The following is an 18,699-nucleotide window of genomic DNA, read 5'->3' as shown; positions in this document are numbered from 1 at the left end:
CCCTGGTAAGGATGCATATGGATAAGCGTATTCTCGATATGGTGTCGTCCCCTGCCGACCTGAAGCTGCTTACGAACGAGGAGCTGTCCATCCTCGCGCAGGAAGTGCGCGAGGAGATCATCACGACAGCGTCCGAAACGGGCGGGCATGTGGCTTCGTCGCTCGGCGCGGTGGAGATCATCCTGGCCGTGCACAGCATGATGGACTGCCCGCACGACAAGATCGTGTTCGACGTGGGCCACCAGGCCTACGCGCACAAGCTGATCACCGGGCGCCTCGACGAGTTTCGCACATTGCGCACGTACGGCGGTCTGTCCGGCTTCCCGAAGCCCGACGAGAGCCCTTACGACGTGCACCCGTCCGGCCATGCCTCCGACTCCCTGTCGGTGGCGCTCGGCTTGGCCGAGGCGCGCGAGCTGCGCGGCAGCGACGAGAAGATCGTGGCCGTCATCGGCGATGCGGCCCTGTCGGGCGGCATGGCGTTCGAGGCGCTCAATCACATCGGCCAAGCTCAGACGCCCATGGTGATCATCCTCAACGACAACGAGATGTCCATCTCGCGCAACGTGGGCGCGCTCATGAAGCATCTCGGCTACATGCGCGCCACCCCGCAGTACCGCCAGACCCGCGACTCCGTGCAGGAGGCGCTCGAAAGCAGCGGCGCATTCGGCAACGCGTTGGCGAACTTCGGGCGCAACATGAAAGAGTCGATGAAGCAGTTCGTCATCCCGCGCACGATGATCTTCGAGCAGCTCGGCATCATCTGCACGGCGCCCATCGACGGTCACGATATCGGTCTGCTCAAGGAGACGTTGGCAACCGTGCTGCACACCGACGTGCCCGTGCTCATGCACGTGGTCACGCGCAAGGGCGCGGGCTACGCGCCCGCGGTGCAGAACCCTGAGAAGTTCCATGGCATCGCGCCGTTCGAAATCGCCACGGGGGATGTGAAAAAGAAGCCGTCCGCCGTGCCTTCGTACACGAGCGTGTTCGGCAAGGCGTTGGCCGCCGAGGCTCGTCGCGATGATCGCATCGTGGCCATTACGGCAGCCATGAAGGGCGGCACGGGTCTCGACGCGTTCGCCGAGGAGTTCCCCGAGCGTTTCGTGGACGCCGGCATCGCCGAGGAACATGCGGTGGGCCTGGCCAGCGGTTTGGCGACGGGCGGCATGAAGCCGGTCGTGGCCCTGTACTCCACGTTCCTCCAGCGCGCCATCGACCAGGTGATCATCAACAACGCTCTGCCGAATCTCGACGTGGTGTTCGCCATCGACCGTGCCGGCATCGTGGGCGAGGACGGCCCCACGCACCACGGCATGTTCGATCTCGCCTACATGCGCATGATCCCGCATATGCGGGTGCTTGCCCCCTCTGACGAAGCCGAGCTCGTACATGCGTTGCATACGGCGCTCGAGCTGGGCGGCCCCTTCGCCATCCGCTATCCGCGCGGGGCGGCCGAAGGCGTCGCGCTGCCTGACGAGCCGCACGTGCTGGAAGAGGGGAGGGCGCGCGTGATCCGCGAAGGCGACGACGTGGCCATCCTCGCGTTCGGACGCATGGTGTCGCGCGCCAAGGAAGCGGCGGCGCTGCTCGCCGTGCGCGGCATCGACGCGCGCGTGGTGGACATGCGCTGGGTCAAGCCGCTCGACGAGGACGAGATCGCCCGCGCGGCGCAGACGAAGCTCGTCGTGACGGTGGAGGGCGGCATCATTTCCGGCGGCGTGGGCGAAGGCGTGCTGAACGAGCTGGCTCGTCAAGGAGCCGCCGTCTCGGCGCTGACGCTGGGCATTCCCGATACGTTCGTGCCCCAAGGCTCCTCGAACCAGCTGCTGCACGACCTCGGCCTTGATGCGGAAGGCATTGCCGATGCCGTAGAGCAGCGTCTCGCTCGCTGAGGCTGCATTCTGCTCGACCTTCCAGCGCCGCCCGCACCGCGCGGGCGGCGCTTTTCTTTACATTCAGCCGGATGCTTTCGGGCGTGCGACGAGCGATTTTACCTAAACTTGATCTTTTCGTTGCCCAATCCTGACATTTCATCACTATCATTTCTCCGAGTGCTTTGTCTTGAGCGATCGGGTGTGGAGGAAACCGGCATGAGCTATGATTTAGGGGCGTTCGTCGGGGCGCTCATGGGCGATCCGGTACTCGCCCTCATCGTTGTTCTGACGCTCGGCGCGACCGTGGTGAACGGCGCGACCGACGCTCCTAACGCGATCGCCACCGTGGTGGGGACGAAGGCCATGAGGCCGGGTCCTGCCATCGCGATGGCGGCGGTCTGCAACTTCGTGGGTCTCGCTGCCATCACCGCTGTGTCGTCGGCCGTGGCGCTGACCATCTTCAAGATGGTCGATTTCGGCGGCGATAACCACGCGGCGCTCATCGCGCTGGCCGCCGCCATGGTAGCCATCATCGTGTGGGGCGTGGCGGCATGGTACTTCGGCATCCCCACGTCGCAGAGCCATTCGCTCATCGCCGGCATCACCGGAGCTGCCATCGCCCTGCAGGGCGGCCTGGCGGGCGTGAACGGCGACGAGTGGATGAAGGTCATTTACGGCCTGGTCATCTCCACGTTTTTGGGATTCGGCACCGGATGGCTGTTCACCCGGCTCATCAAGAAGCTGTGCTGGCATCTCAGCCGCGCGAAGGCGAACTCGTTCTTCAAGTGGGCGCAGATCATCTCGGGCGCGGGCGTGGCCGTGCTCCACGGCGCACAGGACGGCCAGAAGTTTTTGTCGCTGTGTATGCTGGGCATCATGATCGGCATGAGCGGCGCGGTGGACTCGAACGTGGAGTTCCCGTTCTGGCTGATCATCCTCGTGTCGGCCACGATGGCGCTGGGCACGGCCGTGGGCGGCAAGAAGATCATCAAGTCCGTGGGCATGAACATGGTGAAGATGGAGCAGTACCAGGGCTTCGCCGCGTGCCTGTCGGCCTGCTTCTGCATCGGCCTGGCCACGTTCACCGGCATGCCCGTATCCACCACCCACACGAAGACCACCGCCATCATGGGAGTGGGTGCCGAGAAGAGCATCCGCACGGTGAAGTGGGGTCTGGCCGGCAGGATGGTGCTCACCTGGATACTCACGTTCCCCGGTTGCGGCCTCCTGGCCTTCGCCTTCACGCACCTGTTCCTGATGCTGTTCTAAAGGTCCCAAATGGGGACAGTCCCCATTTGGGACATTCTGTCTTTTAGTCCTCTTCCACCACGGTTGCTTCAGGGGCGTTCTTCTTGACGCTCTCGATGCCTTTCTTGCAAGATTCCTTCGTCGTGTACACCTGCGATGTGGCGATGACCTCGCCGTTGTCGGCCTTCAGCACGAAGTGGCATCCTGCGTCGGTGGTCCTGATCACGAACTTTCCCATACGACTGCACCTTTCACGAATATTGAGCGGGTTCGTCGATCATACACCGCTTGGCGAGTGCGGTTCGACCTGATCAGGCGGTTAAACCAAGGGTTGAAGAAGCCCGTCCTCATCCGGGGCTTGCACGGTGCTACGTCTCTTCGCCGCGGGAGTCTCTGCGTGAAGGTATCGTCGGCGCAAGGGACTGGCAAGCATGCGCTAGCGCGCGAGCCGTTTCTCCATGATGAAGTCGTCCATGACGAAGCCGTTGCCGATGTCGGTTTCCACAGCGTCGATGGTTTCGAATCCCTTGCCGAGGTAGGCGCGGATGCCGAGGTCGTTGTGCTTGTTCACCGTGAGGTACATCGCTTCGAGGCCGCGCTCGTGGCACAGCCGCTCGTAGAAGGCGATGGCCTGCGAGGCGAAGCCCTTGCCGCGTTCCTCGGCCCGCAGGTACACCTTCGAGATGAAGTAGCGGTTCGTCTCGGGCTCCGCGCGGCCCCCCGTGTACCCCACGATGCGCCCGTCGTCCTCGGCGCGCAGGAACCAGTACTCGTAGGCGTGCTCGCGCAGGTCGCGCTCGATGGCGCCGAGGCTTTGAAAGTTCTCCACCATGTAGTCGGTTTGCGCGTCGCCGATGAGGGCGGGCCAGTACTCGTGCCAGATCTCGTCGGCCAGCGCGGCGAGGCGCTGTCGATCGTCGGCGGTTCGAACGGCGTCGAATGCGATGCTCATGGAAGGCAACCTTTCGCGGGTGGGGCGGTCGTGCGTGTTTCCTTATTGTAACGCGGCCGCTTCGTGTTTGTTACAAGACGTTTCCCGGCGTGTTAACAGTGGCAGATGTGACTCAACACCAGGTCAAAGCATGGGATCATCGAAGCGTAACCGATGGGACGTGCGATTTTCAAGGAGGTAGATGCATATGTTTGACACAGGGTCGACGGGCTTCATGATCGTTTGCGCGATGCTCGTCCTGCTGATGACGCCGGGTCTGGCGTTCTTCTACGGGGGCTTGAGCCGCCGTAAGAACGTCGTGAGCACGATGATCATGTCGTTTGCGGTGCTCGGCATCGTCGGCATCACGTGGACGGTGTGCGGCTGGTCGTTCGCGTACGGTGGCGACGGCTCGATTCCGTTCTTCGGGGGCTTCGATCAGATAGGCCTGCAAGGGCTCGTGATCGACATCACGAGCGAGGCGCCCGAAGCGCTGAGTCACGGCGCGTATCCCGCGATGGCCGACGTGGTGTTTCAGCTGGCGTTCTGCATGATCACCACGGCCATCATCACGGGTGCGGTGGCCGGTCGCGTGAAGTTCGGCGCGGTGTGCGCGTTCGTGGCCGTGTGGACCGTGGTGGTGTACCCGCCGCTCGCGCACATGGTATGGGGCGGCGAGGGCAGCCTCGTGGGCGACACCATCGGAGCGCTCGATTTCGCGGGCGGCGACGTGGTGCACATCTCGTCCGGCCTCACGGGCCTCATCCTTTGCCTGATCGCAGGCAAGCGGCGCGGGTTCGGCCTGGTGAGTTACCGTCCCCACAACGTGCCGTTCGTCGCGTTGGGCGCCACGCTTTTGTGGTTCGGCTGGTTCGGCTTCAATGCGGGCTCCGAGTTCGCCCCCGACGGCGTGGCGGCGCTCGCGCTGGTGAACACCGTGGTGGCGTCGGGCGCAGGGCTCGTGTCGTGGATGCTCACCGAGCGTGCGCGCGCGGGCAAGCCCACGCTCGTGGGCGCGGCGACGGGGCTGGTGGCCGGCCTCGTGGTCATCACGCCGGCGGCGGGCTTCGTGGAGCCGTGGGCTGCGGTGGTCATGGGCCTCGTCGTGTCGCCCGTGTGCTACTTCGCCGTGTCGCTCCTCAAGCGGAAGCTCGGCTACGACGACGCGCTCGACGCCTTCGGCATCCATGCGATCGGCGGCATCGCGGGCGGCGTTCTCACCGGACTGTTCTGCGTGCCCGAGCTTTCGTGGACCGATCGCGGCGGCCTTTTCTACACGGGTGATCCCGCGTTGCTGGGCGCTCAGGTGCTCGGCATCCTCGTGACGGTCGTGTTCGTGGGCGTGCTCGACGTGGTGCTGGGCTTCGTCGTGAAGGCATGCTTCAAGGGCAGCCTGCGCGTGAGCGAGGCCGAGGAAGCGCAGGGCCTCGACGTGGCGGCTCACGGCGAGAGCGCGTACCCGGCCTACGTGGGCCTCGACTAGGAAAGGAGCGAGCATGAAGAAGATCACGGCTATCGTGCGACCCGAGAAGCTCGAGCCGCTCAAAGAAGCGCTGTTCGCCGCGCAGGTGTCGGGCATGACCATCTCGCAGGTGCAAGGCTGCGGCAAGCAGCATGGGTGGAAGGAGCACTACCGCGGCACCGAGATCATGCTGAACATGATTCCCAAGGTGAAGTTCGAGCTCGTAGTGGACGACGCGGAGGCGGGCCCGCTCGTCGACCTCATCCGCGCCACGGCGCGCACCGGCGAGGTGGGAGACGGCAAGATCTTCATCTTCCCGGTGGAGGACGTCGTCCGCATACGTACCGGCGAGCGCGGTTCGGAAGCGCTGTAAGGGGGGGGCTGGCCTGAGGCCTCCTTCTCCCGCGTGTCGTGCGTTTGGACGCGGGCAGGGCGGGGGATGTGGACGTTCGCGGGAGGCAAGGTGCCGTTCGACGCGGTACCTTGCCATTTCATGCTAATGATATATAATCCTAATTAATCAACAGTATGGTTAGATATGCGAACGACAGGATGCTCATGGCTACGGAAACTGCAGAGCGCGCGACGACGCGCAACACCATTCAGCGAGCGCTCGTCTTGGAGGCGGTGCAGTCGCTGCATAACCATCCGACCTCGGCCGACGTGTACGAGGTGGTGCGCGAGCGTCATCCCAACATCTCGCGCGCCACGGTGTACCGCAACCTCGGGGTGCTGGCGAACCGCGGCGAGGTGCTGCGCGTGGAGGTTCCCAACGGCGCCGACCGCTACGATTTCCTCAACAAGCCGCATTACCATGCGAAGTGCCGCGTGTGCGGCGGCGTGTTCGACATCGATATGCCCTACCAGCACGACATCGCGTCGTACGTGTCCGACGCCCACGGCTTCACCATCGAGCACCACGAGATCATCTTCGACGGCGTATGCGCGGAGTGCCAGGCGAAGGGGTAGTCCGTCAGCCTGTTCGCCCGCAATGCCAAGCGCGCCATCTTCGGCGCGCTTTTTTCTGGGCTGCTGGACCCCGGTCGACAGGCCGGTTCTGCATGCTGACCCGGCAGAGGGGGAGGCTCGGGGATTTCCCGACGGAGCTTCTTCGCACATGCACGCTTTTGTCAATCGTTCGCAAGCAAATAGGGTCGTTTTAGTTGTCAAAAGCGTGCATGTGCGTATATTGACCGCGCGCTCTCGCAGCTCAGCGGAGATCGGAATTATCGTGAGGGTTCGTTAAAAAGAGCGCGGACCTCCGGGGCCTCTGTGCTATACTACTATGGCTTATAACGCACAAGCTGTAAGCGCATTGTAATGTAGGCCCCCGAGACATGTTTGTTACACCGCTGCACGGGCAAGTTTCTTGCACAAGCGAACATGGTGAAGTAGCAAGTAATCATGACGAAGGGTCCCCGATTGGTAGGAATTGAAAGGGGTCCGTTTTGACCGACATCAAAAACACGTCCGTCATCGACTTCGAAGACATCTCCGATGAGCAGATGAACGCGATGATCGACGGCACGCTGACCGAGTTCGACGAGGGCGATCTGGTCGACGGCACGGTCGTCAAGATCGAGCACGACGAGGTGCTCGTCGACATCGGCTTCAAGAGCGAGGGCGTCATCCCGTCGCGCGAGCTGTCCATCCGCAAGGATGCCGATCCGTCCGACATCGTCGAGCTGGGCGAGAAGATCGAAGCCCTCGTGCTCCAGAAGGAGGACAAGGACGGTCGCCTGATCCTCTCCAAGAAGCGTGCCGAGTACGAGCGTGCTTGGATTCGCGTCGAAGAGAAGTTCAAGGCCGGCGAAGTGGTCACGGGCGAGGTTATCGAAGTCGTCAAGGGCGGCCTCATCCTCGACATCGGCCTGCGCGGCTTCCTGCCGGCGTCGCTGGTCGACCTCCGTCGCGTCAAGGACCTCGACATGTACCTGGGCACCGAGATCGAAGCCCGCGTCATCGAGATGGACCGCAACCGCAACAACGTCGTGCTGTCTCGCCGCGTGCTGCTCGAGGAAGGCCGCAAGAACGAGCGTGCCGAGATCCTCGCGAAGCTCTCGAAGGGCATGCGCCTCAAGGGCACCGTCTCCTCGATCGTCGACTTCGGCGCGTTCGTCGACCTCGGCGGCATCGACGGCCTGGTGCACATCTCCGAGCTGTCTTGGAACCACGTCAACCATCCGTCCGAGGTCGTCAAGGTGGGCGACGAGGTCGAGGTCGAGGTTCTGGACGTCGATCTGCAGCGTGAGCGCATCTCGCTCGGCCTCAAGCAGACGACGGAGGATCCGTGGGTCAAGCTCGTCGAGAGCTACCCGGTGGGCACCATCGTCGACGGCAAGGTGACGAAGATCGTGCCGTTCGGCGCGTTCATCGAGCTCGGCCAGTCCATCGAGGGCCTCGTGCACATTTCCGAGATGGCCATGCGCCACATCGACACCCCGGCTCAGGTCGTGAAGGCCGGCGACGAGGTGAAGGTGAAGGTCATGGAGATCAACCCCGAGCGTCGCCGCATCTCCCTGTCCATGAAGGCCGCCGCGGCCGACCTGGGCTTCGAGATCGAAGTGGACGAGTCCATCCAGGTTGAGGAGAAGCCGGCCAAGAAGAAGGTCGAGAAGGCCGACGCCCCCGCCGAGGAAGCTGCCGCTCCCGAGGCTGCGGAGTAACGTCCAGCTTCAATACCATGCATGAATAGGAGGGCCGGTCGCAAGACCGGCCCTCTTTGCGTTCAGGGATTCGATGCGCTAGCTTTGCGGGTGCGCTACTGCTGCGGCTGGGGGGCCAGGCCGCTTGCCGCGCGCGCAGCGAGGGCGTGCACGGCATCGGACGCGGCTTTCTGCGCGCCGTCGGCGGCCAGCTCGAGCGGCGACTTCACCACGGCGGTCTCGTCGTTCTCGGCATGTTCGGGCAGCAGCGGCTCCACGGCATCGTGGATGAGCCCGATGTAGGCCTGCGCGCCCTCTTCGGTGAGGTGCGTGCCGTCGCCATCGAAGTACTCGTCGTGGTCGGCGCTGGCCGTGTACCAGTCGATCACGTGCACGTTTTCGTAGCGATCCGCTGCGTCGAACATGGCTCCGTTGGTCTGCCCGACCCACGACTGAGGGCTGCGCGTGTTCACGAAGAACACTTGGCGGTCGGGGCCGGCCGCTGCGATGAGCTCGTCGAGCTGCTCGTCGCTCGCCGCGCCGTTCGTGCCGAGCGCGAACACCACCACGCCGCCTACGATGTTCTGGTCGTCGTAGAAGTCGAACGTCTCCCGGCCTGCATAGAGCTGGCGGTTCACGGCGGCGTCGAGGGCGCCGTAGGGGAACGCTTCTTCGAACTGCGGGATGGCGCGAACCGAGACCGAGTCGCCGATCATGAGCACGTCGAGCTTGGGCTGCTCGGCCGCCGTGTCGTCGACGGGCAGCTCCGGCATCTGCGAGGTATGGGCCTGCTCGTCCTTCAGCAAGTCGGCAGCGCCGATGGCCGAGGTGGGAGGCACGACGATGAGGCCTACGACGGCCACCGCCGTGACGAGCGCGCCCGCGCCGTACAGCAACGCATGGCGCGTCATCCAGTCCCGCAGGTCGATGGTGTGCTCGCGCACTCCCTTCACGAACGTGCCGATGGCTCCCTTGCGCAGCGGGTTCTCGACGAAGCGGTACGAAAACGCGGCGCAGGCGAACACGACGGCCACCTGCACGAGGTACATCCACCACGGCGTCTCGCCTGTGAAATTGCGCGGGTTCATGAGCAGGAACAACGGGAAGTGCCACAGATAGATGCCGTACGAACGCAGGCCGATCCATACGAGCGGCTTCGCCCCGGCGATGCGCCCGAGGAGACTGGCAGGATGCACCATCACCGCGATGACGATGGCGGTGAGGATGGAGGCCAGCAGGATGCCGCCGCGGTAGAGGAACGGCGAGAAGCCGTCCACGAACACGATGAGGCCCAGCAGCGCGACGAGCGCGACGATCCCGACGCCGTCGAGAATGGTGCGCACCTGCTTCGTGAGGTGCACGCTCTTCTGCGCGCCCAACAGGTGCGACGGCCATACGAACGCGAGCCACGCGCCGATGAGCAGCGAGAAGGCGCGGGTGTCGGTGCCGTAGTACACGCGGCTCGGATCGTCGAGCGGGTTGTACAACAACGCCATCTCGAGCGCGGACAGCAGAGCCACCGCGAGGGTTGCGTTGCGCATGGTGGTGCGCTTCGCGCCCATCTTATGGGCGACGAGCAGCACGACGGGCCAGACGAGGTAGAACTGCTCCTCGATGGCGAGCGACCAGAAGTGGGTGAGCGGCGATGGGGCGCCCAGCGCGTCGAAGTACGATACGTCTTGGAAGATGTACCACCAGTTCGTCACCCACAGCAGCGCGGCCCACATGTCTTCGCGCAGCTTTGTGAGCAGGCTGTGGTCGAGCAGGGTGCACAGTGCGGCCGTGCATACGATGACCAGCACGATGGCGGGCATGAGCCGGCGCACGCGGCGCAGCCAGAATTGCGGCAGGTTGATGGTGTCGGTGTTGTCCCATTCGATGAGCAGCAAACTGGTGATCAGGTAGCCTGAAAGCACGAAGAACACCGTGACGCCCAAGAGCCCGCCCGGAGCCCATTGCATGCCCAGATGGTAGGCGATGACGGCGAGAACGGCGAATGCGCGCAAACCATCGAGCGCGGGAATGTAGCGTGATTTCGTCCCCGACATATGCTTCCGTGACCCTCCTGCGTAACCTATATAAGCGCATGACGCGCAAGTTTTTCAGTATAGCAATGTTTGCACAACAAGATGGCTCCGCAGCGGCAACGTACCGTGAAGAAGGGTGTTTCCACGAAATATTGAAAATCAGATCTTCGTATGAGTCTGGTTCCGCGCCGCGAGCCGTGCCTTCCCGGGGCCGTCGCATCCTCTATACTGGAGGCTCCGTAACGAGAAAGGACGTGCTTCGTGTCGAGCGATCGAGGAAACGGGCGCATCGCGCTCGGGATGAGCGGCGGGGTGGACAGCGCGGTGTCGGCGGCGCTGCTCATGCGCGCCGGGTACGAGGTGGTGGGCGTCACCTGCCGGTTCCGCGACAACGCCGCCACCGAGCGCGCGGTGGCCGATGCGGCGACCGTATGCTCCCAGCTGGGCATTCCCCATGCGGTGCCGACGTGCGTCGACGATTTCGAGCGCTGCGTGGTGGGGCCCTTCGTCTCCTCGTACGCCGCAGGGCTCACGCCGAGTCCCTGCGTGGGCTGCAACGCGCGCTGCAAAATGCCCGCGCTGCTGCGCGTCGCCGACGAATGCGGATGCGAGCGCGTCGCCACCGGCCATTACGCGCGCATCGCCCGCTTGGCCGATTCGGGCAGGTTCGTGGTGAAAACGGCGCTCGACGCCCGCAAGGACCAAAGCTACATGCTGTCGCTGCTGAGCCAGGAGCAGCTGGCGCGCCTCGTGCTGCCGCTCGGCGCCATGACGAAGGCGGAGGTGCGCGTGATCGCGGCCGATTTGGGCCTTGCGGTGGCCGAGAAGGCGGAAAGCCAAGACAACTGCTTCATCGAGGGCGACTACCGGCCGTTTCTGCGCGCGAGGGGGGTTGAGGACGCGCCCGGGAACATCGTGGACCGTGCGGGTGAGGTGCTCGGCCGTCACGAGGGGCTGTCGAACTACACGGTGGGGCAGCGCAAGGGCATCGGCGTAGCCGGGCCCGAGCCGTACTACGTGGTGGAGAAGCGTCCTTCGACCGGCGAGCTCGTGGTGGGATTCGCCGACGACACGCTCATCGACCGGGTGGTGGTGGGCGCCATGAACTGGCAGGCGTATCCAACGCTCGGCGATCCGTACGACGCGATGGTGAAACTTCGCTACCGGAGCCGTCCCTGTGCGTGTATCATAGAGCCGGAAGACAACCAGCGCGTATCGCTCGCGCTGCGGAGTCCGCAGCCAACCACGGCGCCGGGCCAATACGCCGTCCTCTACGACGGCGACACCGTATTGGGAGGCGGCATGATTGAGGAGGTAGTGCACGCATGAAGAAGCTGTTCATCATCGGCGGCATGGGAGCCGGCAAGTCCACGGCCCGCAAGGTGCTCGTCGAGCAGGGCTTGCCGAATATCGATCTCGACCAGGTGGGCCACGACGTCCTCATGTGGGACACGGTGAAAACCGAGCTCGTCGAGACGTTCGGCGAGGACATTCTGGGAGCCGACGGGGAGATCGACCGCCGCGCCCTGGCCGCCAAGGCGTTCGTGAGCCCTGCGGAAACGCGCAAGCTCAACCGCATCACGCTGCCGCGCATCGAAGAGGCGTTCACCGACCGCGTGGCCGAGTTGGAGGCCGAGGGCCACAAGGCCGTCGTGGTGGAGCACTCGGTGTTCAAGAACCGCCAGACGTCGCTCGCCTACGATGCCGACGTGGTGATCGCCGTATTGGCGCCCATCGACCTGCGCATCGAGCGCGCCGTGAAGAGCGGTTGGGATGAGACCGACGTGCGTCGCCGCATCGCCCAGCAGATCACCGACGCCGACCGCATCGAGGCGTCCGACGTGGTGTTCAACAACGACGGCACTCCCGATGAGATGCGCAACAAGGTGCTCGCCTGGTGGGGCGAGTATTCGAAGGACCTGTAAGGGTCGTCGCGCCGCACACGAAGGGCCCCGGTTCGGTTCAGAACTGGGGCCCTTTTCCTTGCCGACGCTTGACTGTGCTCGTCGGCGGCTTACCAGAGGCCGAGGACGTGCTGCATGCCGAGGCTGACGGCGGCAATGGCGATCCAGCAGCAGAGGCCCATGAGGATGGGCTTGCCGCCCGACTTCACGAGATGCACGATGTCGGTGTTCAGGCCGATAGCGGCCATGGCCATTACGATGAAGAACTTCGACAGCGTCTTGAGCGGCTCGAACAGCGCGACATCGACGCCCGCCGCAACGGCGACGGTGGTGATGACGGATGCAGCCAAAAACAGCACGATGAACACGGGCAGCGCACGACGCAGGCTGAAGCCGCCGAGCTTGCCGGCGGGCTTGACCACGCTGTGCTCCTGCGCCTCCAGCGCGGCGGGATCATGGCTTTCGCGGCGCGCCACCCAGATGCCCAGCACGAGCGTGATGGGGATGATGGCCAGCGTACGGGTGAGCTTCACGATAGTGGCCTGGTCGAGCGCATTGGATCCCGGATGCATGCCGTCCCATGCCGCGGCGGCGGCCGTCACCGAGGACGTATCGTTCACGGCGGTGCCGGCGAACAGGCCGAAGCCCTCGTTGGACATGCCCAGCGCCACTCCGAGCGACGGGAAGATGAGGGCGGCCAGCACGTTGAACAGGAAGATGACCGAGATGGCCTGGGCCACGTCGCGGTCGTGCGCCTTGATGACGGGGGCGGTGGCCGCGATGGCCGAGCCCCCGCAGATGGACGATCCGACGCCGATGAGCGTTGAGATCTCGGAGGGCATGTGCAGCACCTTGTGCAGCACGAACGCCGTGATGAGCGCGGTTGCGATGGTGGAGCCGATGATGGGCAGCGACATCATGCCCACCTGCGCGATCTGCGCGAGGTTCAGCCCGAAACCCAGCAGCACGACGGCGGCCTGCAGCACCTTCTTGCCGGTGAAGGCGATGCCCGTCTGCACGGGGCCGCGCGTGGGCTGTTTCCAGAACACGGCGATGGCCATGCCCGCCAGGATGGCGAATACGGGCCCGCCGATGATGGGGAACAGCTGCCCGATGAACCAGCACGGCACGGCGATGGCCGCGCACACCGCAAGCCCGGGAAGATTCTTCAGCACGTTGGTCACGATCGGCCCTTCTGTCGCAAGCGGGGCCCTCGCCTCGCATTCCCTCGTCAACGGCGACAGAGTATATCACTGCTTCAGTGTCGCTGCGTGCTGCAAATCCGCATTGTTTTCCAATATTTACGAACAAATGTTTGCTACGGTGTGATATACTATCAGAAAGCAAAAAGAGCCAGTGCAAGCGCTTGCCGATCGCGTCGCTCGGTCGGATGCCCATCGAGGCGACGGATGTTCCGCGCCGCCCGCATCATGCTTGCAGGATCCGCAGGACCCTCTCAGATTTCGGAACGCCTCAGAGGGGTGCATGCTGTTATGTCCGGTCATGAGACGATACAAGCGCGAGGACTGGCGATTTCTCTCATAACGCACGCAGAATATGAAGACTACGTGTCGCTTACCGATATCGCTCGCTACCGATCGTCGGCGCCGAAAACCACGATACAGAACTGGTTGCGAAACCGTGATGTAGTCGAATTCCTAGGTTTGCGGGAAAGCCTTCACAACCCGCGATTCAAAGGCATCGAATTCGATGCCTTTAAGAGAGAAGCGGGAAGAAACGCGTTCGTTCTTTCTCCAAGCCAGTGGATCGAACGAACCGGCGCCGTCGGCATGGTGTCGCGGCCGGGGCGGGGAGGCGGGGAGGAGGGTTTCCGATGCGGATTGCCCCCTGCTCCGTAACCATTTACTAACGAACATATGTTCATATCAAAGGTGCTGTGCTACACTGGTTCTCTTATGAGATTTTTCGTTGCGCAGCCCGACGTGTCGGCGCTACGCTGTTTGTTCGGAAGGAGCAGCATGGCTCATCTTTCCAATATCGAAGGCATCGAGATGGAGGGCAAGCTGCCCGAAGTTCGCCTCGCCGCAACGCCGTTCAAGGCGATCTCGCCGTACGAGCCGGCGGGCGATCAGCCGCAGGCCATCGAGAAGCTGGCACAGGGCATCAAGGACGGCCTGCGCTACCAGACATTGCTTGGCGTGACCGGCTCCGGCAAGACGTTCACCATGGCGAAGACCATCGAGGCCGTACAGAAGCCCACGCTCGTCATGGCGCCGAACAAGACGCTCGCGGCGCAGCTGGCAAGCGAGCTCAAGGAGTTCTTCCCCGACAACGCCGTGGTGTACTTCGTTTCGTACTACGACTACTACCAGCCCGAGGCGTACGTGCCCTCGTCCGACACGTTCATCGAGAAGGACGCGTCCATCAACGAAGAGGTGGAGAAGCTTCGCCATGCGGCCACCTCGGCCCTGTTGTCGCGACGCGACTGCATCGTAGTGGCATCGGTGTCGTGCATCTACGGCATCGGCTCGCCGATGGACTACGCCGGCATGGCCGTGTTCGTGGACAAGCAGAAGGACATGGATCGCGACCAGGTCATCCACGAGCTCATCGACATCCAATACGATCGCAACGACTACGAGCAGAAGCGCGGCACGTTCCGCGTGCGCGGCGATGCGCTCGACGTGTTCCCGCCGTATGCCGACCATCCCATCCGCATCGAGTTCTGGGGCGACGAGATCGAGTCCATCACCGAGATCGACAACGTGACGGGCGAAGTGCTCAACGAGTTCGAGGCGCTGCCCATCTGGCCCGCCTCGCACTACGTGACCGCGCGCCCCAAGATGGACCGCGCGCTCGGTACCATTCGCGACGAGCTGCGCGAGCGCTTGCAGCAGTTCAAGGAGGAAGGCAAGCTGCTGGAAGCGCAGCGCCTCGAGATGCGCGTGAACTACGACCTCGAAATGCTGGAGACGATGAACTTCTGCTCCGGCATCGAGAACTACTCGCGCCATATGGACGGCCGCGAGCCGGGCGAGCCGCCCTACACGCTGATCGACTACTTCCCGAAGGATTTCTTCTGCATCATCGACGAGAGCCACGTGACGGTTCCGCAGATCCGCGGCATGCACGAAGGCGACCGCTCGCGCAAGATCACGCTGGCGGAGCACGGGTTCCGTCTGCCCAGCTGCCTGGACAACCGCCCGCTGCGCTTCGACGAGTTCGAGGACCGCATCCCTCAGTTCGTGTACGTGTCGGCCACGCCGGGCGACTACGAGCAGAAGGTGTCGCAGCAGCAGGTGGAGCAGATCATCCGACCGACCGGCCTGCTGGACCCCGAGATCATCGTGCGCGGCTCGGCATCGCAGATCGACGACATCATCGACGAGTCGAAGGAGCGCGCTGCGCGCAACGAGCGCGTGCTCATCACCACGCTCACGAAGAAGATGGCGGAAGACCTCACCGACCACCTGCTGGATCAGGGCGTGAAAGCACGCTACATGCACTCCGACATCGCCACGCTCGAGCGCGTGGAGATCTTGCGCGACCTGCGCCGCGGCGAGTTCGACGTGCTCGTGGGCATCAACCTGCTGCGCGAGGGCTTGGACCTGCCGGAGGTGTCCCTCGTTGCCATCCTCGACGCCGACAAGGAGGGCTTCCTGCGCAACCACCGCTCGCTTATCCAGACGATCGGCCGTGCGGCCCGCAACGTGTCGGGCCAGGTGATCATGTATGCCGACAAGATGACGGACTCCATGGCGCTGGCCATCGACGAGACGAAGCGTCGCCGCGCCATCCAGATGCAGTACAACGAGGAGCACGGCATCGAGCCGCAGACCATCCGCAAGGCCATCAACGACATCATGAGCTACGTCACCGACGAGATGGGCTCCACTACGGCCGAGCAGGTGAACAAGGAGCTGGCCGAGCTCTCGCGCGAGGAAGTGCTGCGCATCATCCAATCCATGGAAGACGACATGGCCTCTGCGTCCAAGAACATGGACTTCGAGGAGGCCGCGCGCCTGCGCGACCAGGTGGTCAAGCTGCGCGTGCAGGTGGAGGGCGGCAGCGAGGACGACGTGTTGAAGGACCTCAAGAAGAGCGCGCGCAAGGGCAGCGCCTACGGCAACCGCAAGAACGCCGCGTACGGCAGCGCCCGAAGGTCGTAGCGGCTGCTTCCTGGCACGACGCCTGCGAGCGGCGTCTGGCCGTTCGTCGTGCGAACCGCGCCGCTGGATGTGGACGTTTCGAGGTGCGAGGCCGCTGGCCGAACACGTCTTTGAGCTCTCGGAGCATGAACTCGTGCGCGCGTCGGCCCGCGATACCATACGTCCCAGACGATGCAGTCGAATCGAAGGAGTCGAGCATGGACATGGGTTTGAAGGACAAGGTGGTGCTGATCACCGGCGGCGGTGGCGGCATCGCGCGCGGTATCGAGCGAGCGTTCGCGACCGAGGGCGCGAAGTTCATCCTCACCGATCTGTTCCCTGGCGGCATGGAAGCGGCGAAGGAGGAGCTTGAGCGCGACTTCGGCTCCGAGGTGTTCACGTACCTTGCCAACGGCGCGGTCGAGGACGAGGTGCAGGCTGCCGTCGAGGCGGGTGCCGCGCATTTCGGAGGACGCATCGACGTGCTGATCAACAACGCGCAGGCGTCGGCCTCGGGTTTGACGCTCGTGCAGCATTCTAAAGAGGACTTCGATCTGGCCGTGCAATCGGGTCTGTACGCGACGTTCTTCTACATGAAGCATGCCTACCCCTACCTCAAGGAGTCGGCAGGTTCCGTCATCAACTTCGCGTCGGGCGCGGGCATCGGTGGAAACCCGGGGCAAAGCTCCTACGCGGCGGCGAAAGAGGGCATTCGCGGCATGAGCCGCGTGGCAGCCTCGGAATGGGGCCCCGACAACATCAACGTGAACATCGTGTGCCCCATCGTCATGACGAAAGCGCTCGAAGAGTGGCGTGAGCGCGAACCCGAGATGTACGAGAAGAACATGAAGGCCATCCCGCTCGGACGCTTCGGCGACGCGGAGAAAGACGTGGGACGCGTGTGCGTGTTCTTGGCCAGCCCCGACGCTTCGTTCGTGACGGGCGACACCATCATGGTGCAGGGCGGGTCGGGCATGAAGCCGTAGGATCCGCTGCGAATACTCCGCCCTAACTCGGCGATAGCGGGGCTGCTCGATTGAGAGCAGCCCCGCTTCGATGCTGGGGAGGCGTTCCTGTCCGCTACAGCTGGGATCCGTCCACTCCGCCGTTTTCCAATGCGCTGTCGCGAACGATGTGCGGCTCGCCGTGGTCGAGGGCCCGCACGCTTTTGAACAAGTACACCGTCAGCCCCAGCACGATGCACACGAGGCCGTCCACCACGAAGAACGCGGCCACGCCCATGGCTTCGGCCGCCACGCCGCCGATGGCGATGCCGATGGGCGAGGCGAGCCCCATCGCCGCCATGGCCAATCCCAGCGCGCGGCCCGTCTTCTCTTCGGGCACGTTGCGCTGGATGAGCGTGATGAGCGGCCCGTTGAACCAGGCGCAGGCCAGCGCCATGATGGCGCACAGCACCACGAAAGCCCAGAACATAGTGGGCGTGAGGAATCCGCACGCCGTGGTGGTGACGCCCACGATGAGGGACGCCACCGCGATGAGCCCTGCCAGGCGCTTGCCGCCGCCCCAGGCCATGAGCACGATCGAGCCCGCGATCATTCCGACGCCGAACGCGGCCTCTACGATGGACGCCATGTAGCCGTCGCCGCCGAAGTGGTCGTACGTCATGAGCGGGAAGATGGCGCCCAGCGGGGCGAACGCCATCATGCCGACGGTGATGCCCACGATGAGGATGACGAGGCCGCGGTTCGCCGACAGCGCCTTCCATCCATCGCGAAGGTTCGCCAGCACGTGCTGGTTCTCGGTTGTCTCGTCGGTGACGGTGGGTATCTTCGCCAGGGCGAGGCCCGCCACGGCCACGAGCGCGCCGGCGAAGTCGAGGAACATCACGGAGTGGAACCCGATGGTGGTGTACAGGAAGATGCCGAACGCCGGCGCGCCGATGGATGCCACGGACATGAGCAGCTGGTCGAGCGTGTTGATGCGCAGCAGGTGCTTCTCGGGTACGAGCAGCGGCATGGCGGCCATCATGGCGGGGCCGTGAAACGCCTGCCCGATGCTGCGCACGATGACGAGGATCATGAGCAGCGGGAACGACACCTGACCGAACAGGATGACGATGCCCAGGCCCAGCGACACGATGCCAACCGAGAGATCGGCCACGATCATGACGGTTTTGCGGTTGTACTTGTCGGCGATGACCCCGCCGAAGGGCGAGAGGAGCCCTTGCGGCAAATAGGCGCAGATGGCGGCAGCGGCCAGCATGAGGGCGCTGCCCGTGGTCTCGGTGATGTACCACACCACGGCGTACCCCGCGGCGTAGCTGGTGATCATGGATGCGGCTTGGCCGCCCCAGATGGTTGCGATGATGGCGAGCCAGCGCTTCGGCAGCTCGCGACCGGCTGCGCTCAGGGGCGCGGTCGATGCAGTCATGGAATACTCCTTGAGAACGAGATGATCAACTGAGCATCAGTGTGCGGTAGCGAACGCGGTTGCGCTACCTATTCTGGATGGAAGATGCCGTTTGAAGGGCAACTA

General features: G+C 64.0%; 15 protein-coding genes. 10 read left to right on the top strand and 5 right to left on the bottom strand.

The features are described 5' to 3' along the window. Positions 1-17 precede the first annotated feature (17 nt). Together dxs and C1A15_RS15585 are read left to right on the top strand one after the other, a co-directional pair. Positions 18-1,895, top strand: a complete 1,878-nt coding sequence (dxs, locus tag C1A15_RS15590) for a 1-deoxy-D-xylulose-5-phosphate synthase (protein WP_101723418.1) — start codon at positions 18-20, stop codon at positions 1,893-1,895. Positions 1,896-2,093: 198 nt separating this feature from the next. Next, positions 2,094-3,146, top strand: a complete 1,053-nt coding sequence (locus C1A15_RS15585; RefSeq protein WP_015761244.1) for an inorganic phosphate transporter — start codon at positions 2,094-2,096, stop codon at positions 3,144-3,146. 43 nt (positions 3,147-3,189) lie between these two features. Here the strand turns inward: C1A15_RS15585 and C1A15_RS15580 are convergent, their stop codons facing one another. Both C1A15_RS15580 and C1A15_RS15575 read right to left on the bottom strand, forming a co-directional pair. Then, on the bottom strand, positions 3,190-3,363 hold the full coding sequence (locus C1A15_RS15580; RefSeq protein ID WP_101723417.1) for a YegP family protein: 174 nt from the start codon (positions 3,361-3,363) through the stop codon (positions 3,190-3,192). 198 nt (positions 3,364-3,561) lie between these two features. Next, positions 3,562-4,077, bottom strand: coding sequence for a GNAT family N-acetyltransferase (locus C1A15_RS15575; RefSeq protein WP_101723823.1), 516 nt, complete (start codon positions 4,075-4,077; stop codon positions 3,562-3,564). A gap of 181 nt (positions 4,078-4,258) precedes the next feature. On the opposite strand from C1A15_RS15575, the gene C1A15_RS15570 reads away from it, so the two are divergent. The 4 genes from C1A15_RS15570 (at position 4,259) to rpsA (ending at position 8,184) form a co-directional block, all read left to right on the top strand. Continuing rightward, positions 4,259-5,539: an ammonium transporter gene (locus C1A15_RS15570; RefSeq protein ID WP_245865053.1), complete on the top strand. Its 1,281-nt coding sequence runs from the start codon at positions 4,259-4,261 to the stop codon at positions 5,537-5,539. A gap of 13 nt (positions 5,540-5,552) precedes the next feature. Further along, a complete protein-coding gene (locus C1A15_RS15565) occupies positions 5,553-5,891 on the top strand; it encodes a P-II family nitrogen regulator (protein WP_101723416.1) in 339 nt (112 codons plus the stop codon). A gap of 185 nt (positions 5,892-6,076) precedes the next feature. Then, positions 6,077-6,487, top strand: a complete 411-nt coding sequence (locus C1A15_RS15560; RefSeq protein WP_101723821.1) for a Fur family transcriptional regulator — start codon at positions 6,077-6,079, stop codon at positions 6,485-6,487. A gap of 479 nt (positions 6,488-6,966) precedes the next feature. Further along, positions 6,967-8,184, top strand: coding sequence for a 30S ribosomal protein S1 (gene rpsA, locus C1A15_RS15555; protein WP_101723415.1), 1,218 nt, complete (start codon positions 6,967-6,969; stop codon positions 8,182-8,184). A gap of 95 nt (positions 8,185-8,279) precedes the next feature. On the opposite strand, the gene C1A15_RS15550 is transcribed toward rpsA, so the two are convergent. Then, positions 8,280-10,211: an acyltransferase family protein gene (locus C1A15_RS15550; protein ID WP_101723414.1), complete on the bottom strand. Its 1,932-nt coding sequence runs from the start codon at positions 10,209-10,211 to the stop codon at positions 8,280-8,282. 240 nt (positions 10,212-10,451) lie between these two features. Here C1A15_RS15550 and mnmA point away from each other — a divergent pair, with 240 nt between their 5' ends. Both mnmA and coaE read left to right on the top strand, forming a co-directional pair. Then, on the top strand, positions 10,452-11,519 hold the full coding sequence (mnmA, locus tag C1A15_RS15545) for a tRNA 2-thiouridine(34) synthase MnmA (protein ID WP_245865052.1): 1,068 nt from the start codon (positions 10,452-10,454) through the stop codon (positions 11,517-11,519). Further along, positions 11,516-12,115 carry a dephospho-CoA kinase gene (coaE, locus tag C1A15_RS15540; protein ID WP_101723412.1) on the top strand — a complete coding sequence of 200 codons (600 nt, stop codon included), beginning with the start codon at positions 11,516-11,518 and terminating at the stop codon, positions 12,113-12,115. The genes mnmA and coaE overlap by 4 nt, the downstream gene beginning before the upstream one ends. Positions 12,116-12,204: 89 nt before the next feature. On the opposite strand, the gene C1A15_RS15535 is transcribed toward coaE, so the two are convergent. Further along, complete coding sequence (locus C1A15_RS15535; protein ID WP_101723411.1) at positions 12,205-13,278, bottom strand: YeiH family protein; 1,074 nt, start codon at positions 13,276-13,278, stop codon at positions 12,205-12,207. 795 nt (positions 13,279-14,073) lie between these two features. Here C1A15_RS15535 and uvrB point away from each other — a divergent pair. Both uvrB and C1A15_RS15525 read left to right on the top strand, forming a co-directional pair. Then, positions 14,074-16,224, top strand: coding sequence for an excinuclease ABC subunit UvrB (uvrB, locus tag C1A15_RS15530; protein WP_101723410.1), 2,151 nt, complete (start codon positions 14,074-14,076; stop codon positions 16,222-16,224). Positions 16,225-16,421: 197 nt separating this feature from the next. Beyond that, positions 16,422-17,189: a 12alpha-hydroxysteroid dehydrogenase gene (locus tag C1A15_RS15525; protein ID WP_101723409.1), complete on the top strand. Its 768-nt coding sequence runs from the start codon at positions 16,422-16,424 to the stop codon at positions 17,187-17,189. Positions 17,190-17,283: 94 nt separating this feature from the next. On the opposite strand, the gene C1A15_RS15520 is transcribed toward C1A15_RS15525, so the two are convergent. Further along, positions 17,284-18,594: an MFS transporter gene (locus tag C1A15_RS15520; protein WP_101723408.1), complete on the bottom strand. Its 1,311-nt coding sequence runs from the start codon at positions 18,592-18,594 to the stop codon at positions 17,284-17,286. Positions 18,595-18,699: the final 105 nt, after the last annotated feature.

The organism is Eggerthella timonensis (assembly GCF_900184265.1).
Classification (GTDB): domain Bacteria; phylum Actinomycetota; class Coriobacteriia; order Coriobacteriales; family Eggerthellaceae; genus Eggerthella; species Eggerthella timonensis.
This window is presented reverse-complemented; position numbering and strand designations above follow the sequence as displayed.